General features: G+C 64.4%; 25 protein-coding genes and 1 riboswitch. Of the genes, 13 read left to right on the top strand and 12 right to left on the bottom strand.

Annotation, left to right across the window (positions count from 1 at the left end; translation table 11 throughout):
• Window positions 1–43: 43 nt before the first annotated feature.
• Together VSR34_RS13310 and murJ are read right to left on the bottom strand one after the other, a co-directional pair.
• Complete coding sequence (locus tag VSR34_RS13310) at window positions 44–883, bottom strand: SirB1 family protein (protein WP_036019920.1); 840 nt, start codon at window positions 881–883, stop codon at window positions 44–46.
• A gap of 5 nt (window positions 884–888) precedes the next feature.
• The gene (gene murJ, locus VSR34_RS13305; RefSeq protein WP_342962668.1) at window positions 889–2,439 is read right to left on the bottom strand and encodes a murein biosynthesis integral membrane protein MurJ; all 1,551 of its coding nucleotides are present in this window, start codon (window positions 2,437–2,439) and stop codon (window positions 889–891) included.
• Window positions 2,440–2,920: 481 nt separating this feature from the next.
• Between murJ and rpsT the strand changes: the two genes are divergently transcribed.
• Entirely contained in the window at window positions 2,921–3,193 is a 273-nt protein-coding gene (gene rpsT / locus VSR34_RS13300; protein ID WP_028213420.1) for a 30S ribosomal protein S20, read from the top strand.
• 170 nt (window positions 3,194–3,363) lie between these two features.
• Here the strand turns inward: rpsT and VSR34_RS13295 are convergent, their stop codons facing one another.
• The gene (locus VSR34_RS13295) at window positions 3,364–3,711 is read right to left on the bottom strand and encodes a DUF3579 domain-containing protein (protein WP_028213421.1); all 348 of its coding nucleotides are present in this window, start codon (window positions 3,709–3,711) and stop codon (window positions 3,364–3,366) included.
• A 637-nt stretch (window positions 3,712–4,348) separates the two neighbouring features.
• On the opposite strand from VSR34_RS13295, the gene argF reads away from it, so the two are divergent.
• Window positions 4,349–5,278, top strand: coding sequence for an ornithine carbamoyltransferase (argF, locus tag VSR34_RS13290; protein ID WP_028213422.1), 930 nt, complete (start codon window positions 4,349–4,351; stop codon window positions 5,276–5,278).
• Between the two features lie 82 nt (window positions 5,279–5,360).
• Here the strand turns inward: argF and VSR34_RS13285 are convergent, their stop codons facing one another.
• Window positions 5,361–6,176, bottom strand: coding sequence for an IclR family transcriptional regulator (locus tag VSR34_RS13285; RefSeq protein ID WP_036019901.1), 816 nt, complete (start codon window positions 6,174–6,176; stop codon window positions 5,361–5,363).
• Between the two features lie 112 nt (window positions 6,177–6,288).
• On the opposite strand from VSR34_RS13285, the gene VSR34_RS13280 reads away from it, so the two are divergent.
• Entirely contained in the window at window positions 6,289–7,479 is a 1,191-nt protein-coding gene (locus tag VSR34_RS13280) for an acyl-CoA dehydrogenase (RefSeq protein WP_028213424.1), read from the top strand.
• A 93-nt stretch (window positions 7,480–7,572) separates the two neighbouring features.
• On the opposite strand, the gene VSR34_RS13275 is transcribed toward VSR34_RS13280, so the two are convergent.
• On the bottom strand, window positions 7,573–8,211 hold the full coding sequence (locus tag VSR34_RS13275) for a peroxiredoxin (protein WP_342962667.1): 639 nt from the start codon (window positions 8,209–8,211) through the stop codon (window positions 7,573–7,575).
• Between the two features lie 358 nt (window positions 8,212–8,569).
• Here VSR34_RS13275 and VSR34_RS13270 point away from each other — a divergent pair, with 358 nt between their 5' ends.
• The 3 genes from VSR34_RS13270 (at window position 8,570) to VSR34_RS13260 (ending at window position 10,042) form a co-directional block, all read left to right on the top strand.
• Complete coding sequence (locus VSR34_RS13270; protein WP_007584918.1) at window positions 8,570–8,872, top strand: DUF883 family protein; 303 nt, start codon at window positions 8,570–8,572, stop codon at window positions 8,870–8,872.
• Window positions 8,873–9,061: 189 nt separating this feature from the next.
• Entirely contained in the window at window positions 9,062–9,448 is a 387-nt protein-coding gene (locus tag VSR34_RS13265) for a phage holin family protein (RefSeq protein ID WP_028213426.1), read from the top strand.
• 123 nt (window positions 9,449–9,571) lie between these two features.
• Window positions 9,572–10,042, top strand: a complete 471-nt coding sequence (locus VSR34_RS13260; RefSeq protein ID WP_342962666.1) for a DUF3318 domain-containing protein — start codon at window positions 9,572–9,574, stop codon at window positions 10,040–10,042.
• Window positions 10,043–10,075: 33 nt separating this feature from the next.
• Here VSR34_RS13260 and VSR34_RS13255 read toward each other — a convergent pair whose 3' ends face one another.
• From VSR34_RS13255 to glyA, 7 genes are all read right to left on the bottom strand, one after another.
• The gene (locus VSR34_RS13255) at window positions 10,076–10,510 is read right to left on the bottom strand and encodes a type IV pilin protein (RefSeq protein WP_342962665.1); all 435 of its coding nucleotides are present in this window, start codon (window positions 10,508–10,510) and stop codon (window positions 10,076–10,078) included.
• A gap of 17 nt (window positions 10,511–10,527) precedes the next feature.
• A complete protein-coding gene (locus VSR34_RS13250; RefSeq protein ID WP_042289177.1) occupies window positions 10,528–11,073 on the bottom strand; it encodes a pilus assembly protein in 546 nt (181 codons plus the stop codon).
• Complete coding sequence (locus VSR34_RS13245; RefSeq protein WP_342962664.1) at window positions 11,070–11,867, bottom strand: PilW family protein; 798 nt, start codon at window positions 11,865–11,867, stop codon at window positions 11,070–11,072. The genes VSR34_RS13250 and VSR34_RS13245 overlap by 4 nt, the downstream gene beginning before the upstream one ends.
• The gene (locus tag VSR34_RS13240) at window positions 11,864–12,301 is read right to left on the bottom strand and encodes a hypothetical protein (RefSeq protein WP_154671191.1); all 438 of its coding nucleotides are present in this window, start codon (window positions 12,299–12,301) and stop codon (window positions 11,864–11,866) included. The genes VSR34_RS13245 and VSR34_RS13240 overlap by 4 nt, the downstream gene beginning before the upstream one ends.
• Entirely contained in the window at window positions 12,298–12,834 is a 537-nt protein-coding gene (locus VSR34_RS13235; RefSeq protein ID WP_036021733.1) for a GspH/FimT family pseudopilin, read from the bottom strand. The genes VSR34_RS13240 and VSR34_RS13235 overlap by 4 nt, the downstream gene beginning before the upstream one ends.
• Window positions 12,835–12,990: 156 nt before the next feature.
• Window positions 12,991–13,473 (bottom strand): transcriptional regulator NrdR, encoded by a 483-nt coding sequence (gene nrdR / locus VSR34_RS13230; RefSeq protein WP_028215206.1) that lies wholly within the window; start codon window positions 13,471–13,473, stop codon window positions 12,991–12,993.
• Window positions 13,474–13,497: 24 nt separating this feature from the next.
• Window positions 13,498–14,745, bottom strand: coding sequence for a serine hydroxymethyltransferase (gene glyA / locus VSR34_RS13225; RefSeq protein ID WP_028215207.1), 1,248 nt, complete (start codon window positions 14,743–14,745; stop codon window positions 13,498–13,500).
• Between the two features lie 160 nt (window positions 14,746–14,905).
• Window positions 14,906–15,052: riboswitch (ZMP/ZTP riboswitch) on the bottom strand.
• A gap of 197 nt (window positions 15,053–15,249) precedes the next feature.
• On the opposite strand from glyA, the gene ydfG reads away from it, so the two are divergent.
• The 7 genes from ydfG to pal all read left to right on the top strand — a co-directional run bounded on the left by ydfG (window position 15,250) and on the right by pal (window position 20,808).
• Entirely contained in the window at window positions 15,250–15,996 is a 747-nt protein-coding gene (gene ydfG / locus VSR34_RS13220) for a bifunctional NADP-dependent 3-hydroxy acid dehydrogenase/3-hydroxypropionate dehydrogenase YdfG (protein ID WP_028215208.1), read from the top strand.
• A gap of 67 nt (window positions 15,997–16,063) precedes the next feature.
• A complete protein-coding gene (ybgC, locus tag VSR34_RS13215; protein ID WP_028215209.1) occupies window positions 16,064–16,558 on the top strand; it encodes a tol-pal system-associated acyl-CoA thioesterase in 495 nt (164 codons plus the stop codon).
• 154 nt (window positions 16,559–16,712) lie between these two features.
• Window positions 16,713–17,390 (top strand): protein TolQ, encoded by a 678-nt coding sequence (gene tolQ, locus VSR34_RS13210; protein WP_028205324.1) that lies wholly within the window; start codon window positions 16,713–16,715, stop codon window positions 17,388–17,390.
• A 24-nt stretch (window positions 17,391–17,414) separates the two neighbouring features.
• Window positions 17,415–17,861, top strand: coding sequence for a protein TolR (tolR, locus tag VSR34_RS13205; RefSeq protein ID WP_036021737.1), 447 nt, complete (start codon window positions 17,415–17,417; stop codon window positions 17,859–17,861).
• Window positions 17,858–18,856, top strand: a complete 999-nt coding sequence (tolA, locus tag VSR34_RS13200; protein WP_028215211.1) for a cell envelope integrity protein TolA — start codon at window positions 17,858–17,860, stop codon at window positions 18,854–18,856. Before tolR ends, tolA begins: the two co-directional genes overlap by 4 nt.
• Window positions 18,857–18,990: 134 nt before the next feature.
• Window positions 18,991–20,283: a Tol-Pal system beta propeller repeat protein TolB gene (gene tolB / locus VSR34_RS13195; RefSeq protein WP_028215212.1), complete on the top strand. Its 1,293-nt coding sequence runs from the start codon at window positions 18,991–18,993 to the stop codon at window positions 20,281–20,283.
• An 18-nt stretch (window positions 20,284–20,301) separates the two neighbouring features.
• Window positions 20,302–20,808 (top strand): peptidoglycan-associated lipoprotein Pal, encoded by a 507-nt coding sequence (gene pal / locus VSR34_RS13190; protein ID WP_028215213.1) that lies wholly within the window; start codon window positions 20,302–20,304, stop codon window positions 20,806–20,808.
• The last annotated feature ends 7 nt before the right edge of the window (window positions 20,809–20,815 follow it).

Below are 20,815 nucleotides of genomic sequence, written 5' to 3'. Positions count from 1 at the left end.
TCATCGCGGGCTTTTTCGTCCGGGCCTGTTTCAGTCGCGCATGTCACTCATTATCGAGCGCGCGCTGACGCAGTTCCTGCAACTGCGATTCGACGACGGTCGCATCTTCCGCTTCCGGGCGCTCGTCGAGATAGTGTTCGAGGTCTTCCAGCGCGGGCCGCAGATAGTCGAGCCGCGCGTAGGCGAAGCCGCGATCGCGCACCTCCTCGATCGTTTCCGGCAGCAGGATCACCAGCCGCTGCTGGATGGCAAGCAGGCGCTGCCAGCGTTCCGTCTGCAGATACACCGACTTCAGGTTGCGCAGCATGCGCGCGACGATCTCGCGGCGCGTGGCCGGCTCGAGCAGCATGCGCAGCGCGCGTGCCACCGAGTCCCCTGCATTGGCCACGAAGGGCTCGAGCATTTCCACCATGTCGGATTCGGTGAGCGTGCGGCCCGTAGTCGGATCGAGCATTTCGTCGCCTTCGGGCAGCGCGACGCGCAACAGGAAATGCCCCGGAAACGACACGCCCTTCACCGGGAGGCCTAACTGGGCCGCCATCTCCAGATACAGCACCGCGAGCGAAATGGGAATGCCGCGCCGGCGTTTGAGCACGACGTTCAAGTGGCTGTTGTCGGGGTCGAGGAAGTCGTTGAGATTGGCCGCGAACCCCATCTCGCGAAAGAAGCAACGGTTGAGCACGCCAACCTGTTGCCGCACGTCCGCGCCTTCCGGCATGCGGCGGCGCACACGCAGCGCGAGCTCGTCGATCTCGGCGAGCGTGCCTTGCAGATCGAGATCGGGGTAGGCGTCCTGCGCGATCGCGAGCGCCGCCTCGGTGAGCGGCAGACTCTCGTCGTCGGCAACGAGCGCGCTGAAATAATCCAGAACCCGCGTAGTCATCGTCGTCACTTCGCCCGCCTCTTGAAGTACGCGTATTTGAAGCCCATCAGCCACAGCATACCGAAATATAGCGCCGCGAACAGGACGAGGCACGCCCCGAGCAACGCGATGCGCGCGAGCGGTGCATGGCGCAGGCCGATCCAGTCGTAGCTGATCGCACACCAGTGCATGGCTCCTGCCAGCACGAGGCATGCCCCGAGCAACTGCACGAAAAATGTGGTCCAGCCCGAGGACGGCATATAGATGCCGCGGCGGCGCAGCCCGATGAAGAGCAGCAGTGCGTTCATGCAGGCGCCAAGGCCGACCGACAGCGTGAGGCCCGCGTGCGAGAAGACCGGCACGAAGAGGTAGTTGCTGATCTGCGTGGCGATGAGCACGCCTACGCCGATCTTCACCGGCGTCTTGATGTCCTGGCGCGCGTAGAAGCCCGGCGCGAGGATCTTGATGAGGATGAGTCCGACGAGCCCCACGCCGTAGGCGGCGAGCGCCCGGCCCGTCATGACGACCGAGTTGGCGTCGAACTTCCCGTAATGGAAGAGCGTCGCCGTGAGCGGCTCGGCGAAGAAGAACAGCGCGACCGCCGAAGGCGCGGCGAGCAGGAACGTCACGCGCAGGCCCCAATCGAGCAACGCCGAATACTCCTGCGGGTCGGCGTCGACATGCGCCTTCGAGAGGCTGGGCAGCAGGATCGTGCCGAGCGCCACGCCGAGCAGCGCCGTGGGGAACTCCATCAGGCGATCGGCGTAGTTGATCCACGACACCGCACCCGCCCCCAGACGCGAGGCGATATTGGTGTTGATGATGAGGCTGATCTGCGCGACGGAAACGGCAAACATGGCCGGCACCATCTTCGCGAGCACGCGCTTGACGCCGCGGTGCGCAAGCGCCTTCAGCGGGTTCAGGCCGATGCGCGGCATCATGTCGATGCGCTTCAAGCCCGGCAACTGCACGGCGAACTGCAGCACGCCGCCCACGATCACGGCCCACGCGAGCGCGTAGACGGGCTGCTTCATGTGCGGCGCGAACGCCACGGCCGCGACGATGAACGAGACGTTGAGCAGCACGGGCGCGAACGCGGGCAGCGAGAACTGCTTGTACGTGTTGAGCACGCCCGACGCGAGCGACGTCAGCGAGATGAACACGATATAGGGGAACATGATGCGCGTCATCGTGACGGCGAGCGGGAAGGCTTGCCCGTGGCTCTTCAGACCCGAAGCGACAACGATCACGACAAACGTGGCGCCAAAAATGCCCAGCAGCGAGAGGATCGCTAGCGCCCAGGCGAGGACGGTCGACGTGGCATCGACGAGTGCGCGGGTGGCGTCGTGGCCCTTCTGGTTCTTGAACTCCGCGAGAATCGGCACGAACGCCTGCGAAAAGGCGCCTTCCGCCGAGATGCGGCGCAGCAGGTTGGGGATACGAAACGCGACGTAGAAAGCGTCGGTGTACTGGCTCGCGCCAAATGCGCGCGCAATCAGCGTTTCTCGGGCCAGACCGGTCACGCGCGACAGCAGCGTGAAGCCGCTGACTGTCAGCAGGGCTCGGAATAGATTCATGGGGCGGTCATTATACGGGCCCTGCCCGATCCATCGCGGATGCGCACGATACGGGGCGTCAGGGCTCGGGCAAAGGCCTTCGCGGCAGCGCAAGCGACCGGCGGGCAACGGCAAAGGGCGCAGATCTGACCACGTCGCGCTGAAGGCGTTCATCCCTCGGAAGGACAGTGCCGCGCCGAGTTCCGGATGATTGCCAATCTCGCGCTCTTATTGCTATAATCGCCGATTCGAGTTCTCCAGCAGTTCTCGAAGCACGTCTCGGAAAGGAAGCGGGCATCTGCTTTGGCACAAGAGGCGTGGCTGGGAAGCAGTCAAAAGCAGTCAAAAAGAGCGATTGCAATCGAAGATTGCAGCGCACGCAACCCGGCAAATACCGTTTTGTCGTTTCAGGACTCGCTCCGGAAGGACAAATCCAGGCAAAGAGCGTCGCCCAGCCAGACTCGAAAGTCGGGCTCACGCTCCGCAAACACAAGGAATCGCAATGGCAAACTCCGCACAAGCACGCAAGCGCGCCCGTCAGGCCGTCAAGGCAAACGCCCACAACTCGGCACTGCGCTCGAAGTTCCGCACGGCCATCAAGGCTGTTCGCAAGGCAATCGACGCCGGCGACCAGGCCAAGGCTGCAGAAGTTCTGAAGGCATCGGCAAAGACGCTCGACATCATCGCCGACAAGAAGATCGTTCACAAGAACAAGGCCGCTCGGCATAAGAGCCGCCTGGCTGCTGCCATCAAGGCCATGCAAGCCGCTCAGTAAAGAGATGCGGACTGCCGGCCACGGCTGGCAGCACCCTCTTTGAACTGCACGACAAAAAACCCGCTTCGGCGGGTTTTTTGTTTTTTCGGCCTGGCTCGTCGCAGCGCTCATCGGCGTAAAAAAACCCGCCGAAGCGGGTCGTTCGTCGTACCGCGCCCGCACGCCACCGGTTAGCGCGCGCCGCCCTGCTGGGTCGCGTGATCTTGCGGCAGTTCGCATGCCTCGGTCACGACGAGATCGTTGTCCTTGGCGAAGGACATCACGAAATTGAAGGCCATCGGCTCGACGTCCTTCAGACGCGAATCCAGCACCACGACCTTGAGGTCGCCGATCATCGTCGGGCGGACATACAGCGAGTAGCGCAGATAGGCATTCGGTCCGCGCGCATTGGCCGGCGCCTTCGGGCCGAAGCTCGACATCACCCCTGCAAGACGCTCCGACCAGTCGCTCGGACGAAACTTCTTCCCCGTGCTGGTGATTCCTTGAATGAAGTATTCGGTTGGAGCTTCGTCGGCCATGCAGGTGTACCTGTGTGTGTAGCTGCTGGGTGCGTTTGCAGCATGTAACGGCGGCACGAGCGCTACGCCCACGCTGGCACCGCGGGATGCCGACCCGCCGCCATGCGCGTGAACAGTCCGATTGGATCAGGAACGGCTGCCCGCGCACCCGCCCGGCATCCAGTCTCGAAAATCGCCGCCGAGAGGTGTCACAAGGAAGTATTGCAACGCGATCGACGTCGTGCCTCGGTGGACTGCCAGTCACCGCACAGGCCGCTCCCACGGGCTTGCCTGCCGGGCTTGCCTGCCCGGCTTGCCTGCCGTCAGGCCGCGAGGTGATGCCATCGTGGCTCAGGTGTTGCCACCCCACGCTCAGGGCCCGTTTGTCGTGCCTAAGAAATCTCCCGGATTATAGCGTACCGACCGTTTTGACGCACCGCACACAAGACGGCCAATCGGCATAACCGGAGCGTGACGAGGCTCGGAAAATACCGACCAAAGGACGAGGCATGGTGCGCCTGCGCGCTTTGCCCAATTCCAGGGGCAACTCGTCAAACTGCGGAAAATCCTTTATGCTGCTTTGACTTACCACCAACCGCAGCGGCGTCGCCGGCTCCAACCTGCAGTTCGAGGCCGGATCGGGCGCCGTTTCCGTTTCATGACTTCCCGGACCATACGCCATTACCTGCAGTTCAAGGATTTCTCCCTTGACGAATATGATTATGTGCTGGAGCGCGCGCGCATCCTGAAGCGCAAGTTCAAGAACTACGAGACCTATCACCCGCTGCACGACCGCACGCTGGCGATGATCTTCGAGAAGAGCTCCACGCGCACGCGCCTGTCGTTCGAAGCCGGCATCTTCCAGCTGGGCGGCCACGCCGTGTTCATGAACACACGCGATACGCAGCTCGGCCGCGGCGAGCCGATCGAGGACTCGGCGCAGGTTATCTCGCGCATGGTCGACATCATCATGATCCGCACGTTTGGCCAGGACATCCTCCAGCGCTTTGCCGAAAGCTCGCGCGTACCGGTCATCAACGGGCTCACCAACGAGTACCATCCCTGCCAGGTGCTGGCCGACATCTTCACGTTCTACGAGCATCGCGGCCCGATCCGCGGCAAGACGGTCGCGTGGGTCGGCGACGCGAACAACATGCTCTACACCTGGATCGAAGCCGCACAGATCCTCGACTTCAAGCTGCGCATCTCCACCCCGCCCGGTTATCCCCTCGATCCGGCGCTGGTCGCACCGGAAAGCAAGCCGTTCTTCGAGGTGTTCGAAGACCCGCACGTCGCCTGCGACGGCGCGGACCTCGTCAGCACCGACGTTTGGACGAGCATGGGCTTCGAGGCCGAAAACGAAGCCCGCAAGCAGGCCTTTGCCGACTGGTGCGTCGACGCGCCGATGATGGCCCGGGCCAACGCCGACGCGCTCTTCATGCACTGCCTGCCCGCGCACCGCGGCGAGGAAGTGAGTGCCGAAGTGATCGACGGGCCGCAGAGCGTGGTTTGGGACGAGGCGGAAAACCGTCTGCACGTGCAGAAGGCGCTAATGGAGTTCCTGCTGCTCGGCCGCCTGAATCACTGAGCCGAATACACTCCGCCTTGCGAAAAAGCCGACTCCCGGGTGACCCGGGACTCGGCTTTTTTCGTCCGCTTTGGCGCTGTTGTCAGACCGTTTCGCCAAGCCGTCGCGCGAGCGATTTCAGGAGCGGCGCCACGCGCTCGCGGAACACTTCGGGCCCCATCGACGAAGCCGGCCCGCTACAGCTGAGCACGAGCCAGCGCCGCTCGCGCGGCTCGCGAAACGGCACGGCGACGGCGTTCACGTCTTCGTGCCAGTCGCGAAACGAATAGCAGCACCCTTCCCTTCCAAAGACCTCGATCTCGCGCTTGGCGGCTTCGACCAGCGCCGGCCCCCCGGCGCCCGCCGCTTTTTCCAGCTCCGCGAACAGTGCCGTGCGCACGTCGATCGGCTGCACGGCGAGGTACGCGCGGCCCATCGAACTCGTCAACATCGAGAGCCGCGAGCCCGAAGCGAGACCGAGCGTGAGCGCAGTCTCGCTGCGAATCGTCTCCAGATAGATCATGTCGAGGCCGTCGCGGCATCCCAGCGACACAGCCGCGCCCACCTCCCGCGCGAACGCGCGCATGTGCGGCCGCGCAAGTTCCAGCGTGTCGGTGCCCGAGAGCAGCGCAAAGCCAAGTGAAAGCACGCCGGCATCGAGCGCGTATTTGCCGAGCGTTTCATCGAGGCGCAGATAGCCGAGCACGGTGAGCGTGTAAGCGAGCCGGTTCACGGTCGCCTTCGGCAAACCGGTGCGCTCCACGAAATCGCGGTTGCCGAGGAGCGTCTCGCCCGGGCGAAACGCCCGCAGCAGGTCGAGCCCGCGAGCGAGCGCGACGACGAACTTGCGCTCGTCGATCGGACCCTCCGCCAACGAAGAAGTAAACGGTGAGCTAGTCGTCGATTCGGATGCAGACATGGGCGCGAGAGTGCTACACTAAAGTCAATTTGCAAAACATTGTTCCGCATAGCGGAACATTCGTCAAGCGCAAATTCGCCCATTTCAAGGATTTGAGGAAAGGAGAGACACCATGGCCGCACACGCCCAGTTCCATTGGGAAGACCCGCTTCTGCTCGACCAGCAGCTCACCGAAGAGGAGCGCATGGTGCGCGACGCCGCTGCCGCGTACGCCCAGGACAAGCTCGCGCCGCGCGTGCTGGAAGCATTCCGCCACGAAAAGACGGACGCTTCGATCTTCCGCGAGATGGGCGAGGTCGGCTTGCTCGGCCCGACGATCCCCGATCAATACGGCGGCCCCGGCCTGAACTATGTGAGCTACGGTCTGATCGCGCGCGAAGTCGAGCGCGTCGATTCGGGTTATCGCTCGATGATGTCGGTGCAGTCGTCGCTCGTGATGGTGCCGATCTTCGAATTCGGCTCGGAAACGCAAAAGCAGAAGTATCTGCCCAAGCTCGCCAGCGGCGAGTGGATTGGCTGCTTCGGCCTCACGGAGCCGAACCACGGCTCGGATCCGGGCAGCATGGTCACGCGCGCGAAGAAGGTGAACGGCGGATATTCGATCTCGGGCGCGAAGATGTGGATCACGAACTCGCCGATCGCCGACGTGTTCGTCGTCTGGGCAAAGCTCGAGGAAGACGGCAAGGACGACATCCGCGGTTTCATTCTGGAGAAGGGCTGGAAGGGCCTCTCGGCGCCGGCCATCCACGGCAAGGTGGGCCTGCGCGCGTCGATCACCGGCGAAATCGTGCTCGACGAAGTGTTCGTCCCCGAAGAGAACATCATGCCGGGCGTGAAGGGCCTGCGCGGCCCCTTCACCTGTCTGAACTCGGCGCGCTATGGCATCGCCTGGGGCGCGCTGGGCGCCGCGGAGGCGTGCTGGCACACGGCGCGTCAGTACGTGCTCGACCGCAAGCAGTTCGGCCGCCCGCTGGCAGCGAACCAGCTCATCCAGAAAAAGCTCGCCGACATGCAAACGGAAATCACGCTCGGCCTGCAAGGCTGCCTGCGTCTTGGCCGCATGAAGGACGAAGGCACGGCCGCCGTCGAGATCACGTCGATCATGAAGCGCAACTCATGCGGCAAGTCGCTCGACATCGCGCGTCTTGCGCGCGACATGCTGGGCGGCAACGGCATCTCGGACGAATTCGGCGTGGCGCGCCACCTCGTGAACCTTGAAGTGGTCAACACCTACGAAGGCACGCACGATATCCATGCCCTGATCCTCGGCCGCGCGCAAACGGGCATCCAGGCGTTCTTCTGATCGCCGCCCCGCTTGGCGCCACCAGCGCCTGATAGAAACGCCGCACGATTCCGTTCACGTGCGGCGTTCTTGTTTGGTCCTTGTCCGAACGGCTTATTTGTTCGGCTGCGGCGTCAAGCGCAGATACGGACGCAGCGCCTTGTAGCCCTTCGGGAACTTCTGCTTGATGACCTCTTCGTCCTTCAGCGACGGGACGATCACGACGTCATCGCCCTGCTTCCAGTTTCCGGGCGTGGCGACCTGATAGTTGTCGGTGAGTTGCAGCGAGTCGATCACGCGCAGCACTTCGTCGAAGTTGCGGCCCGTACTCGCCGGATAGGTGATGATGAGGCGCACCTTCTTGTTCGGGTCGATCACGAAGAGCGAGCGCACGGTGAGCGTCTCATTCGCGTTCGGGTGAATCATGTCGTACAGCGTGGATACCTTGCGATCGCCGTCGGCGAGAATCGGAAAGCCGACGTTCGCCGCCTGGGTCTCGTTGATGTCCTTGATCCACTCGTTGTGAGACTGGGCGCTATCCACGGAAAGCGCGATCGTCTTCACATTGCGCTTCTCGAACTCGTCCTTGAGCTTCGCGGTCAGGCCAAGCTCGGTCGTGCAGACCGGCGTGAAGTCGGCCGGGTGCGAAAACAGCACGCCCCAGCTATTGCCGAGCCACTCGTGGAACTTGATGTGACCAATGCTCGAATCCTGCTCGAAGTCGGGCGCGATATCGCCGAGACGTAGACTCATTTCGATTCCTTTGAACGCGGGGTGTACGCAGCTGGAACCAAACGGGGCATAGCCCGTTGATCCAGATCCAGTGGACGTTTACAACGCTCAAGCATACCGGTCTGGTCGCGCCCCGCTAACGAACTTCGCCTCACACCGGTATGAGTTTTTGTAATTTCGAGCCGATTGAGGGAAACTTTAGGTGCCGGATCAACTCAATGGTTCTTCCAACGCGCGTCGCTGCCCGGTTATCGATGCCGCGTTCGCTCGCGGCGGGAACAAGTTGTGCGAACGGGAGATCGTGGCGACGCGTCACGCTTGCCAGCGCCCGTATCTTTGTTACGATTCACGCGTGATGTGACACGATGGGAGCCAGTCAATGTCAGAAGTCAACAAGGAGAGGCTGATGTCCGATATCAAAACCGTCCTCGCGGATGCAGAGGACCTGCTCAAGCAGGCAGCGAGCGCTACGGGCGAGCGTGCCTCGGAGTTGCGCGAAACGGCACTGTCGCGTCTGAAACAGGCGAAAGAGAAGGCAGCCGACGTCCAGGTCGTTGTGGTCGAGAAAGGCAAAAAGGCGGCGCGCGCCACTGACGACTACGTTCACGAGCATCCGTGGGCGTCGATCGGCATCGCTGCCGGCGTGGGCGTGCTGGTCGGCTTGCTGATCAACCGCAAGTAAGCCGGCGCTCGCCGCCAGGCGTGGGCGCTCGCAGCGCTCGCGTCAAGCGGGCGAGCCATTCGAGCCGCCTGCGCGCTGACGACGTGTCGCTGGTCATCGCGCAGCGCAGCCTCGTCCCGCCGGGCGACACCGGCGGCTGTTTTTTGTTGTCCTCTGCCCGGGCACCCGCCTGCGCCACCTGCCATCGCCATGACGACAGACACCCACACGCAGCGACACGAACACGGGGCGTTGCGCCGATTGCTCGGCTCAGCGACCGCGATGGTTCAGACACGCCTCGAACTCATCGGCATCGAACTGGCCGAGGAAAAGGATCGCTTGATCGCCGTGCTCTTCCTCGGCCTCGCGGGGATGATGTTCGCGATGCTTGCCTTGATCGCGCTGACAGCGCTCATCGCCATCGCCTTCTGGGACACGTACCGTTGGCAGGCGCTCGCAGGGCTCACGTTCGTCTATGCGGCCTCGGCCGTTTTCTGCGGACTGAAGGCGCGTCGCGGCCTGCACACCGCGCCACTCGTCTTCCAGGAGACGCTCGAGGAGTTCCAGAAAGACCGCGATGCGTTGCGCAACCCGTAGCTGGCAATATTCACGATGCGCCGCGCGTTGCGAGGCGCAGTGCCAGAGGTTCTGCCGGGCGCGCTGCGCGCCTGCAACCGCCGGCGCCCCCAGCCTCTAACACGATAGCCGAGAGCCGACGCCATGAGCCATCCGCATCCGGACACCGCCTTCCGCCCCCGCCACAACCGCTCTCACGACCTCTCCGCACCGCAAATGCGGGCGCTGCGCAAGGAATTGCTCCTGGTGCGCGCGAGCGTAGAGCGCGCCGAAATGGCCGAATCGCTCGCGGAAATCCGCGCGTCGCTCAGCAATTTCCGCGCGCTGCGCTTCCTCGTGCCCGGCTTCGGTCATTCGAGCGCCGGCGGCATGGCTAGCGGCCTCGGTAAGCTGATCAAGCGGTATCCGCTCCTCGGTTCGCTCGCCTCGCTCATCCTTGCCAAGCCGCTGCGTACGCGCGTCTTTTCGGCCGCGCGACCCGTCATCAAGTGGGGCGGCCTGGCCTTTACCGCATGGGAGGCGTATCGCGTGTGGCAACAGGTGCGGCGTCAGCGCGGCGCCTCGACGGTCCGCCCAGCACGCGATACATCCGCCGAAGAAGATCTCACCGGCTGATCACCGGTCGCTCCCGGCACCCCGGCCTCACGCTCAACGGTCCCGCCAGCACATCTGCGAGGTGGCCGCCGCGACGCTGCCGCCCGCCACCTGATTGCTGCGCGCACCGGTGGCGTCGAGCACGAAGGCGCCACAAGCATCGCCGCGCATCGGCCCGCTTTCCACGGGATCCGCCGCAATGGCGTAGCCGCCGTTGGACTCGTCCGCAGGCAAGAGGTGCAAGCGGTAAGCAGGCGGCCCGGTCGCTGGAGCTCGATCGAAGCCTGCAGGCAATGCCGTCATCGACTTGGCCTGCATGTCGATGAACTGCGCCGCCCGATAGATCGCAGCGACGGCGTCGATACGATGTCCCCTCGCAATCTGCTCGCGCCACCCCGGCAGCGCGAAAGCGGCGACGATGGCCGCCGCTGCCAGCGCAATGACCAGCTCGAGCAATGTGAACGCGCCGCACCGATTGCTTCCCATCATTCTTCCAGCCTCCCTCTTCAAAACGGCCTTGCGACGACGTGACGCCAGTGATGCTCGACGCGCGTCACATCGCCCGCTGCTTCGACGACCACCTGGTCCTGCAGCCAGCTTTGCGTGTCTTCCGATGCACCGAAGCCGCGTGCCGTCACGAGATACGCGCGAGCCTGGGGACGGCTGTCGATCCGCCACGCCTCGACGAAGCATTGCGGCGCGCGCCCCGAGCCCGGCCAGCTGGCAACGGGCATCACGGCTTGCCGCTCGAAACTGTCCTGCCGCCGCCATGCTTGTGGCTCGCCGGATTGAACGGCATCGGCCGGTGCGGCCAGCGAACCATGGGTCAGCGCGCGCGAACACAGCAGGAGCGCGGCGTCGGCGGCATGGAAGGACTGCAGATGATCGGCTACGGCATCTGCGTTGCGTCGAGCCAGCAGCGCCGCCTCGAACCATGCCGCCGACGTCACCAGCATCATCGCGACAATGAGCAGTACGACGGGCAGCGCAACGCCGCGATGCGCGGGCCGCGTGCGGGAGAGGCGGCGATCCCGATGCGAGGTCGCACTCATGACGCCGCCTGCGCCACGTTCCGCAGCACGATGTGACGCCAGAAAGCTTGACGCGCTCGCCCATCGGAGCCGACAGCCTGCACACCATCGCAATCGACGTAGCGTTTGCGCCGGGGAAACGCGGCACCGCGCACCAGCACGCACAGGTCGACCGCGACGACCCCCGCCCACTGATCGCGCGCGAAGGCCGAAGCATCGAGCGCCTGCGCCGCACCCGCGGTCCAGTAGCGCACCCGCAGGCGCTCGACGCCCTCGACCAGGGGCTGCGCCGTCCCAACCTTGCCTGAGCCTTCGCAATAAAGCTCGGTGTCCCCCGTCGACCCGCTCACCTTGGCGTGATAGCGGTTCACGATCTCGACGCCCGCCGCTCCCACCGCCTGGCCGAGGCAATCGGTGGCCTGACCGCTTGCGGCGGGCCACGTCGATATGCCGTCGCCTTGATAGCGCACAGCGAGTCCGTCTGAGCGGCTCGATAGCGACTCGCAGGCCAGCGCGGCATCGGCACCGCCAGGCCGCCCGGCTGTGCAGCCAAAGATGGCCGGGCCGGCCAGGGGCGCGCGTGCATCCGCAGCAACGAATCCCGCCATCTGAATCTGCTCGCCGATCAACATCAACGCGTTCATGCCGGCCTCGTGGATGCGCGCAGTGTCGCTCGCATAGGCGAAGGCCTGGCGTTGCGACCGATAGGCCGACAACGCGCCAAGCGTCACTACGAGGCCAAGCGCGACGGCGATCGTGAGTTCGAGGAGCGTATGGCCCACTTGCGGGCGCACCTTGGCGGGGCGTCCGCTCATCGCAAAAACGCGAGAGCGACGCAGTCGCGCCCCTCAGGCACCGTTGCGTCGATACACGGCACGACGCGAGAGGGCGCCGCCGAACCCGGTGCCGCGACGAACCGGGCGGCCGCCCAACTGACGGTCGCGATCGACGCATCGCCTCCCGCGCTCGACGTGGACGACTGCCCGTCGGGCAGAATGGCCGCTGTCAGCGCCTTCCACTTGTCCGTTGCAGCAGTCGTTGGACCTGCGCCCCCCGCCGCGCGCAGGGCTTCGGCAAAGGCGGAAGCAGCAAATGCGGCACGTTCGCGAGCCTGCGCAACCTGCGCGTGCCTGGCCATCCCGAGATGGGTGCTCATCAGGCCGAGCGCGCACGTCGCCATCATGCCCAGTGCAACGGCGACTTCCAGCAGCGTCGCCCCCCGAAGGTCACGCTCTCTCCCCGCTCTCATGACGCCGCCGTGCATGAGCCGTCGCTGATGCGCGCGCGGCCGCCCGCCGCGATGCGTATGCAGCGCCGCCATGCTTTGCCGGGTTGCGAGGCAGACGCAACGCGCGGCCCGATCTCGAAGTTGCGCAAGGTGCCGATGGTCTGCCCCGCGGGCGGCGTGAACGTGATGGATGCGAGCCCCGACGCTACGGCGACGGCATCGAGCGCTGGTTGCACGCGCAACGGCACGTAGGCGCCGGCGCGCTCGATCATGACAGCCCAGCCGCACGACCAGTCGGCGAGTCCGGACGGACACGCTTTCGCGGCGGCAAGACAGTTGCGCGCCGCGTCGACGCGGCAGACGGTGACGCGTGCCTTACGCCGTATCGCCTCGTTGCGCGCATAGGCGAGCGTGCCCAGCATCGCATTGGCACGCGCATCGACCTGGTCGCGCACGCGCCAGGCAGTGAATACGGGCGTCGAAACCATCGCGCCGATCGCCAGCAGGGCGATGACGACCATTGTCTCGACGAGCGTGAATCCCGGGTATTTCATCAGCAATCCTCAGTGTTAGCGGATTGCCATCAATCTACGGACGAACGGGAAACGAAACAATTAGCCGAACGGCTAGCTGGTGCGCGCAGCGGCGGCTCGCGAGAATGCAAGCGTCACGGCAGCGGCAATGAAGGAGGAAAGAAGATGCGAATGCGCTCAGCGCTTTTTCGTGGGCGTGGCGCCAGTGCCGGCGCGGCGGAATTCCTCGATCACGTCTTCGAATTCGGAGACATCTTCGAAACGGCGGTACACCGAAGCAAAACGCACGAACGCGACCTTGTCGAGTTCGCGCAATTCGCCCATCACGAGCTCGCCAAGGCGCTCGCTGCGCACTTCGCGCTCGCCGCTGCCGAGCAGCTGATACTCGATGCGGGCAACCGCCGCGTCGATCGCGTCTGCCGCGACCGGGCGCTTGCGCAGCGCCAGTTGCATGCTCGCCATGATCTTGCGGCGGTCGAATTCCGTGCGGCTGCCATCCTTCTTGACGATGGCCGGCATCGCCAGCTCGACCCGCTCGTACGTCGTGAAACGTTTGTCGCAGGCCGGGCAACGGCGGCGGCGCCGGATCGCGGCGCCGTCTTCCGAAACGCGCGAGTCGACGACCTGCGTGTCTTCGTGCCGGCAAAACGGGCAGCGCATGCTAAGGCTCAGTCAGCGCGCGGCTTAGCGATAAACCGGGAAGCGCTTCGTCAGCTCGGCGACTTGCGCCTTCACGCGCTCGATCGTCGCGGCATCTTCCGGATTGTCGAGCACGTCGGCAATCAGGTTGCCCACCTGCTCGGCTTCCTTCACGCCGAAGCCGCGCGTCGTCATGGCCGGCGAACCGAGGCGGATACCGCTCGTCACGAACGGCTTTTCCGGGTCGTTCGGGATCGCGTTCTTGTTCACCGTGATGTGCGCGGCACCGAGCGCAGCTTCGGCGGCCTTGCCGGTGATCTTCTTCGCGCGCAGGTCCACGAGCATGACGTGGCTTTCCGTGCGGCCCGAAACGATGCGCAACCCGCGCTTGACCAGCGTTTCCGCCAGCACGCGCGCATTCTCGACCACGTGCTGCTGGTAGGCCTTGAATTCCGGCGAGAGCGCTTCCTTGAACGCCACGGCCTTGCCCGCGATCACGTGCATGAGCGGACCACCCTGGATGCCCGGGAAGATCGCCGAGTTGATCTGCTTCTCGAACTCGGCCTTCATCAGGATCACGCCGCCGCGCGGGCCGCGCAGGCTCTTGTGCGTGGTCGTGGTGACGAAGTCGGCGAACGGCACCGGGTTCGGGTAGACACCCGCGGCGACCAGGCCAGCGTAGTGCGCCATGTCGACCATGAAGTACGCGCCCACGCTCTTCGCGATCTTCGAGAGACGCTCGAAGTCGATGCGCAGCGCGAACGCCGAGGCGCCCGCCACGATCAGCTTCGGCTTGTGTTCCTGGGCGAGCTTTTCGGCCGCTTCGTAGTCGATGTCTTCGGCTTCGTTCAGCCCGTAGCTCACGACGTTGAACCACTTGCCCGACATGTTGACGGGCGAGCCGTGTGTGAGGTGGCCGCCGTGCGCGAGGCTCATGCCCATGATCGTGTCGCCGGGCTTGAGCATGGCGAAAAACACACCCTGGTTCGCCTGCGAACCCGAGTTCGGCTGGACGTTCGCGGCTTCGGCGCCGAAGATCTGCTTCACGCGGTCGATCGCGAGCTGCTCGACGATATCCACGTATTCGCAGCCGCCGTAATAGCGCTTACCGGGGTAGCCTTCGGCGTACTTGTTGGTGAGCTGCGAACCCTGCGCGGCCATGACCGCGGGCGACGTGTAGTTTTCCGACGCGATGAGCTCGATGTGCTCTTCCTGGCGACGGTTCTCGAGTTCGATCGCCTTGAAGAGTTCGGGATCGACGTTGGCGATGGTGCTTTCGGCTCTGTCAAACATACGGATTCCGTTAAGTGTGTTCAGGTTGACCGGGTCTCGCGCGGAACGCGTAGCGGGTACGCGGCGCTGCTGGCGAAGAGGCCAGCCTTGACGTGGCGGAAGGAGGTGCCGCACACACGAGGCAGGACAGCCCCGGCAGCGCTAACGAAAGCGCGCGGAATCAGGCTGCCCAGGCGAACGGCAAAACGGCGCCCTGCGCTTCACGGTGGGTCGTTCCACCTTGAGTCCCCAATAGCACGCGCGTTGCTGCCTTCAACACGGTCAGCACGGCTAATCCGGAACCCTATCGCCAGTCACGCAGGGATTGAGCGCGTTAGTGTATTGGAACGGCAACGAATAGGCAACCGCCTGCGCCAGGCCCCGGTGGGCGCGCCGCGACCGGGGCTCCCGCGAACACCGGCGCCGGCTACGCGGCCCCCACGTGTCCTGTCCCTTCCTTGCCGCAACGCGGCATTGGAAGTAGGCTTTCCCCTTTCCTCGCCTTTTACCGACCAGGGAGCCATCATGATCGTTTTTGTCACCGGCGCGTCTGCGGGCTTTGGCGCCGCCATCGCCCGGGCGTTCGTAAAGGGCGGACATCGCGTCGTCGCCACTGCTCGCCGCAAGGACCGCCTCGACGCCCTCGCCGCCGAACTCGGCAACGCCCTCCTGCCCATCGAACTCGACGTGCGCGACCGCGCCGCGGTCGAAGCCGCGCCCGCCGCGCTGCCGCCGGAGTTCGCAGCCGTCGACGTGCTCGTCAACAACGCCGGCCTCGCACTCGGCGTCGAGCCCGCCCAGAAGGCCGACCTGGACGAGTGGGAAACCATGATCGACACCAACTGCACGGGGCTCGTGCAGATCACGCATGCGTTCCTGCCAGGCATGGTCGCGCGCAACCGCGGCCACATCTTCAATCTCGGCTCGGTGGCGGGCCGCTGGCCGTATCCGGGCGGCAACGTCTACGGGGCGACCAAGGCATTCGTGCGCCAGTTCAGCCTGAACCTGCGCGCCGACCTCGCGGGTACCGCGCTGCGCGTGACCGACATCGAGCCCGGCCTGTGTGGCGGCACCGAGTTCTCGAACGTGCGCTTTCGCGGCGACGACGCGAAGGCGGCCAACGTCTACAAGGACGTGCAACCGCTCACGGCCGAGGACATCGCCGACTCGATCTACTGGATCGCCACGCGCCCTGCCCACGTCAACATCAATACGATCGAACTGATGCCGGTCGCCCAGACGTTCGCCGGTCTCAGCATCCACCGCGGCTAAATTTCCTTACATATCTGTTGCTTACGTCAGTCGGACGAAAGACGTAGGGGCAGCGCGTTCCGGTAGAATGCGCGGCATGGAAAATTCCACCAGCAAGCCGGATGCGGCGTCCTCACCGGCCGGGCGCGGCTTTTCGTGGCCGGTCCGGGTCTACTACGAGGACACCGACGCGGGCGGAATCGTGTTTTACGCGAATTACCTGAAGTTCTTCGAACGCGCGCGCACCGAATGGCTGCGCGCGTGCGGCGTCGATCAGCGTCGGCTCGCCGGGGAAACGGGCGTGCTCTTCGTCGTGCGCAGCACTGCGCTAGATTACCGGTCGCCCGCGCGCCTCGACGACGTCGTCACGACCGTGAGCCGCGTCGAGAAGCTTGGCCGTGCCTCCGTCGACTTCGTGCAGGAGGCGTGGCGCGACGACACGCTGCTCGCTACGGGCACCATTCGTGTAGCTTGCGTCGATGCCGCAGCCATGCGCCCGGCCCCAATTCCGGACCGCGTGCACGAAGCCCTGCAGCGCGGACCACAGAAAGACCTGTACGCCGTGTCAACGGCAGTGCAGTAGTTACCGTTGATACGACGCCAGTGAACTCGCGCCGCTCAATGCAGGACCAAGCAGGGTTCGGCCGCGACAGCGCGAAAGCTTCCCAAACGCCCAGGGGAAGCCTTGCGTCGTCTCGCAGCCGCTCGCCCCTTTCGGGACGTCACAACGAAACAATATGAACACTACGCAAGATCTGTCGATCATTTCACTCGTTCTTAATGCGAGCATACTGGCACAGGCGGTGATGGGGCTCCTTTTGCTCATGTCGCTGATTTCCTGGACTTTCATTTTCCGCAAGTGGTTTGCCATCCGCCGGGCGCGGTCCCAGACGGAGCGCTTCGAGCGCGACTTCTGGTCGGGCGGCGATCTGCAGGCGCTCTACCAGAGCGCAGCCAACAACCGTCACACGATCGGCGCGCTCGAGCGTATCTTCGAATCGGGCATGCGCGAATTCCTGAAGGCGAAAGAGAAGCGCCTGAATGATCCGAGCCTCGTGCTCGACGGCGCGCGCCGCGCCATGCGCGCGGCGTTCCAGCGCGAGATGGACGCGCTCGAAGCGAATCTCTCGTTCCTCGCTTCGGTCGGCTCGGTGAGCCCGTACATCGGTCTGTTCGGCACGGTGTGGGGGATCATGAACGCGTTCCGGGGCCTCGCGAACGTGCAGCAGGCCACGCTCGCCAATGTCGCGCCTGGCATTGCCGAAGCGCTGACGGCAACCGCGATTGGTCTGTTCGCCGCGATTCCGGCGGTGGTCGCGTACAACAGCTACGCGCACGACATCGATCGTCTGGCGATCCGCTTCGAAACTTTCATCGAAGAGTTTTCGAATATCCTGCAGCGTCAGGCCCACTAATCTTCACTAAGCAAGGAGTCGAAGATGGGAGGCTCAGTCCGTTCGAGCATGCGAGGCAGCCGCTCGCGCCGCGCGATGGCCGACATCAATGTCGTGCCGTATATCGACGTGATGCTGGTGCTGCTCGTGATTTTCATGGTGACGGCGCCGCTCGTCGCGCCGTCCATCATCAACCTGCCCACCGTCGGCGGTGCGTCGCAGCAACAACAAACACCGCCCGTCGTGGTCAACATTCGACCCGACGGCACCTTGAGCGTACGCTATAAGGATGACTCCGGCGCCACGCAGCAGGAAAGCATGACGCGCGCCGATCTCAACGGCTTCGTCGCCGACCGCGAGCAGAGCCATCCCGACCAGCCCGTGGTGATCGCCGCCGACAAGTCCGTCAAATACGAGACGGTGATGAACGTGATGTCCGACCTGAAGTCGCATGGGGTCAAACGTGTCGGACTGCTCGTCAAATCGCAATGACCCGGAAGAACGATTCCTATCCGCTGCAGCCTCCGCGCGAGCGTGGCACAGTACGTGCTATCGCGCTCGCGGTGCTGATGCACGTGCTGCTCGGTCTATTTCTCTATCACGGCATCCACTGGCAGAACAGCACGCCGGCCGGAGAGGAGGCGGAACTCTGGACCGAGGTGCCGGACGTCTCCACGCCGAAGCCGCTGCCGCCGCCCGCGCCGGTCGCCCCTGCCCCTGCCCCGCCGCCGCCGCAAGCCGAGGAAGCCGACATCGCCCTGCAACAGCAAAAGCGTAAGCAGCAAGAGGCAGCGCGCGAGGCGCAACTGGCCGAGCAGCAGCGCATGAAGCAGCAGGAAGCCGAGGCGAAGCGCCAGCAGCTCGCTGCGCAGCAGGCGGCGCAGCTCGCCGCTCAACAAAAGGCGGAAAAGCTCAAGAAGCAGCAGGAGCAGCAACAGGCCACCGCTGAAAAGCAGAAGCAGTTGCAACAGCAGGACGCGCTCAAGAAACAGCAGCAGGAAGAGGAGCAGCAGAAGCAGGCGAAGCTCGAGGCGCAGAAGAAGGCCGATGCCGAGAAGGCGGCCAAGGCGAAGGCGCAGGCTGACGCCCAGGCGAAGAAGCTCGACGCGGAACGCCGCGCCCGCATTGCGCAGATGCAAGGCGCCATGGGCGGCGGTGAGGGCTCGAGTGGCAACGGTCTTGCGAAGAGCGGGACCGGCAGCGGCTCGGGCGGCAATGCGACGTCGCCGGGCTATGCGGACAAGGTGCGGCGCCGCGTGCGTCCGAACATCGTCTGGTCGGGCGAAACGGCGGGTCTCGAAACGGAGATCGCGGTCCGATGCTCGCCAAGCGGCACGCTGCTAGGCGCGAACATCACGCGCAGTAGCGGCAACCAGTCGTGGGACGATGCCGCGCTGCGGGCGGTCCAGCGCTCCGATCCGATGCCGGTCGACACGGATGGCAAGACGCCTGCGAGCTTCAAGATCACCTTGCGCCCGGCTGGCTAACGGCGACCGCAAGGCATGGAAGGATTGATGAAAGCCGGCGCGCGACAGCGAAAAACGGAACGATTCGAACGTTCCCGGGTCACTCTGCTGTCGCGCGGTGCGACAAAAATCGCTTATTCAGGAAACATCACAGCATGAGTTTGATGACGAAGCTTGGCCTGCGAACCCTCGTCGCGTCCTGCCTGATTACGGCGGGCGGCGCAGCGAACGCACAACTCAACGTCCTCGTCACCGGCGTGGGCTCCACCCAGTTCCCCATCGCGACGGCAAACTTTGCCGGTGAAGCGAATTCGCCCGAGCAGGTCGCCGCCATCGTGCGCGCCGACCTGCAACGCAGCGGGAAATTCACCAATATCGACGCCGGCGGCGCGCCGGTTTCGGAAAACGACTCCGTCGATCTCGGCAGCTGGAAAGCCAAAGGCGCCAATGCGTTCGTCGCGGGCAGCGTGAACAAGCTCGCCAACGGCCAGTACGAAGTGCGCTTCAAGCTCTACGACACCGTTAAGGGCGAGAGCCTTGGCGGCCTCGTGCTCACGAGCCCGGCGACCGGTCTGCGCATGACCGCGCACAAGGTAGCGGATTACATCTATCAGAAGCTGCTCGGCGATCGCGGCGTGTTCGCCACGCGTCTTTCGTACGTGATCAAGACGGGCAACCGCTTCCAGCTGCAGGTTTCGGACTCCGACGGACAAGACGCGCACATCGCGCTCTCCAGCCCCGAGCCGATTATCTCGCCGGCCTGGTCGCCCGACGGTACGAAGGTCGCTTACGTATCTTTCGAAAAGAAAAAGCCGATCGTCTACGTGCACGACCTTCCCACGGGTCGCCGCGTGATCATCTCGGACCAGAAGGGCAACAACTCGGCGCCCGCCTGGTCGCCCGATGGCCGCACGCTCGCGGTAGCACTGTCGCGCACGGGCAACACGCAGATCTTCGCCGTCAATGCCGACGGCTCCGGCCTGCGCCGCCTCACGCAAGGCACGACGATCGACACCGAACCCACCTACTCTCCTGACGGACGCTGGATTTACTTCACGAGCGACCGCGGCGGCCAGCCGCAGATCTACAAGATGCCGGCCCAGGGCGAAAGCGCCGGAGCGGCGCAACGCGTGACGTTCTCCGGCAACTACAATACGAGCCCGAAGGTCAGCCCGGACGGCAAGCAGCTGGCGTACATCTCCCGCACGGGTGGCGGATTTAAACTGTACATTCAAGATCTGCAGTCCGGGGTCGCCACGGCGCTCACTGACACCACACACGACGAATCGCCCAGCTTCGCGGCGAACGGTCAGTACCTTCTTTACGCCACACAGGTGAACGGCCGTGGCGTGCTGGCCGCTGTTTCGACCGATGGTCGTACGCGGCAAATCCTGTCCGTTCAGGGCGGCACCGTACGCGAGCCGTCCTGGGGTCCTTTCATGCAATAACACTTCAGGAGAGAAAAGATGATGTCGAAGAAAGTCCGCCTGGCCCTGGCCGTTCTGATGATCGGTGCATTGGCAGCGTGCAAGTCGGGGGTCAAGGAAGAGAACGCGAACGCCGGTGCGATGAGCACCCAGCCGAACCCGAACGCGGTCGCCCAGGTGAACGTCGATGAGCTGAACAACCCGAACAGCCCGCTCGCCAAGCGCAGCGTGTACTTCGATTTCGACAGCTACGCCGTCAAGGACGAGTACCAGTCGCTGCTGCAAGCTCACGCGCAATACCTGAAGACGCACCCGGAACGTCACGTCCTGATCCAGGGCAACACCGACGAGCGCGGCACGAGCGAGTACAACCTGGCGCTGGGCCAGAAGCGTGCTGAAGCGGTCCGTCGCGGTCTCTCACTGATGGGTGTGGCTGATTCGCAGATGGAAGCTGTCAGCCTCGGTAAGGAAAAGCCGGTCGCAACGGGCCACGACGAAGCGTCGTGGGCGCAGAATCGCCGTGCTGACCTCGTGTATCAACAGTAATTGAGCA

Origin of the sequence: Paraburkholderia sp. JHI2823 (genome assembly GCF_038900695.1) — a bacterium.
Lineage (GTDB): Bacteria > Pseudomonadota > Gammaproteobacteria > Burkholderiales > Burkholderiaceae > Paraburkholderia > Paraburkholderia mimosarum.
This window is presented reverse-complemented; position numbering and strand designations above follow the sequence as displayed.

Bases quoted from the DNA above. Each gene is read 5' to 3' on its own strand.
- VSR34_RS13310 (WP_036019920.1), bottom strand. From the start codon at position 883: ATGACTACGCGGGTTCTGGATTATTTCAGCGCGCTCGTTGCCGACGAC.
- murJ (WP_342962668.1), bottom strand. From the start codon at position 2,439: ATGAATCTATTCCGAGCCCTGCTGACAGTCAGCGGCTTCACGCTGCTG.
- rpsT (WP_028213420.1), top strand. From the start codon at position 2,921: ATGGCAAACTCCGCACAAGCACGCAAGCGCGCCCGTCAGGCCGTCAAG.
- VSR34_RS13295 (WP_028213421.1), bottom strand. From the start codon at position 3,711: ATGGCCGACGAAGCTCCAACCGAATACTTCATTCAAGGAATCACCAGC.
- argF (WP_028213422.1), top strand. From the start codon at position 4,349: ATGACTTCCCGGACCATACGCCATTACCTGCAGTTCAAGGATTTCTCC.
- VSR34_RS13285 (WP_036019901.1), bottom strand. From the start codon at position 6,176: ATGTCTGCATCCGAATCGACGACTAGCTCACCGTTTACTTCTTCGTTG.
- VSR34_RS13280 (WP_028213424.1), top strand. From the start codon at position 6,289: ATGGCCGCACACGCCCAGTTCCATTGGGAAGACCCGCTTCTGCTCGAC.
- VSR34_RS13275 (WP_342962667.1), bottom strand. From the start codon at position 8,211: ATGAGTCTACGTCTCGGCGATATCGCGCCCGACTTCGAGCAGGATTCG.
- VSR34_RS13270 (WP_007584918.1), top strand. From the start codon at position 8,570: ATGTCAGAAGTCAACAAGGAGAGGCTGATGTCCGATATCAAAACCGTC.
- VSR34_RS13265 (WP_028213426.1), top strand. From the start codon at position 9,062: ATGACGACAGACACCCACACGCAGCGACACGAACACGGGGCGTTGCGC.
- VSR34_RS13260 (WP_342962666.1), top strand. From the start codon at position 9,572: ATGAGCCATCCGCATCCGGACACCGCCTTCCGCCCCCGCCACAACCGC.
- VSR34_RS13255 (WP_342962665.1), bottom strand. From the start codon at position 10,510: ATGATGGGAAGCAATCGGTGCGGCGCGTTCACATTGCTCGAGCTGGTC.
- VSR34_RS13250 (WP_042289177.1), bottom strand. From the start codon at position 11,073: ATGAGTGCGACCTCGCATCGGGATCGCCGCCTCTCCCGCACGCGGCCC.
- VSR34_RS13245 (WP_342962664.1), bottom strand. From the start codon at position 11,867: ATGAGCGGACGCCCCGCCAAGGTGCGCCCGCAAGTGGGCCATACGCTC.
- VSR34_RS13240 (WP_154671191.1), bottom strand. From the start codon at position 12,301: ATGAGAGCGGGGAGAGAGCGTGACCTTCGGGGGGCGACGCTGCTGGAA.
- VSR34_RS13235 (WP_036021733.1), bottom strand. From the start codon at position 12,834: ATGAAATACCCGGGATTCACGCTCGTCGAGACAATGGTCGTCATCGCC.
- nrdR (WP_028215206.1), bottom strand. From the start codon at position 13,473: ATGCGCTGCCCGTTTTGCCGGCACGAAGACACGCAGGTCGTCGACTCG.
- glyA (WP_028215207.1), bottom strand. From the start codon at position 14,745: ATGTTTGACAGAGCCGAAAGCACCATCGCCAACGTCGATCCCGAACTC.
- ydfG (WP_028215208.1), top strand. From the start codon at position 15,250: ATGATCGTTTTTGTCACCGGCGCGTCTGCGGGCTTTGGCGCCGCCATC.
- ybgC (WP_028215209.1), top strand. From the start codon at position 16,064: ATGCGCGGCATGGAAAATTCCACCAGCAAGCCGGATGCGGCGTCCTCA.
- tolQ (WP_028205324.1), top strand. From the start codon at position 16,713: ATGAACACTACGCAAGATCTGTCGATCATTTCACTCGTTCTTAATGCG.
- tolR (WP_036021737.1), top strand. From the start codon at position 17,415: ATGGGAGGCTCAGTCCGTTCGAGCATGCGAGGCAGCCGCTCGCGCCGC.
- tolA (WP_028215211.1), top strand. From the start codon at position 17,858: ATGACCCGGAAGAACGATTCCTATCCGCTGCAGCCTCCGCGCGAGCGT.
- tolB (WP_028215212.1), top strand. From the start codon at position 18,991: ATGAGTTTGATGACGAAGCTTGGCCTGCGAACCCTCGTCGCGTCCTGC.
- pal (WP_028215213.1), top strand. From the start codon at position 20,302: ATGATGTCGAAGAAAGTCCGCCTGGCCCTGGCCGTTCTGATGATCGGT.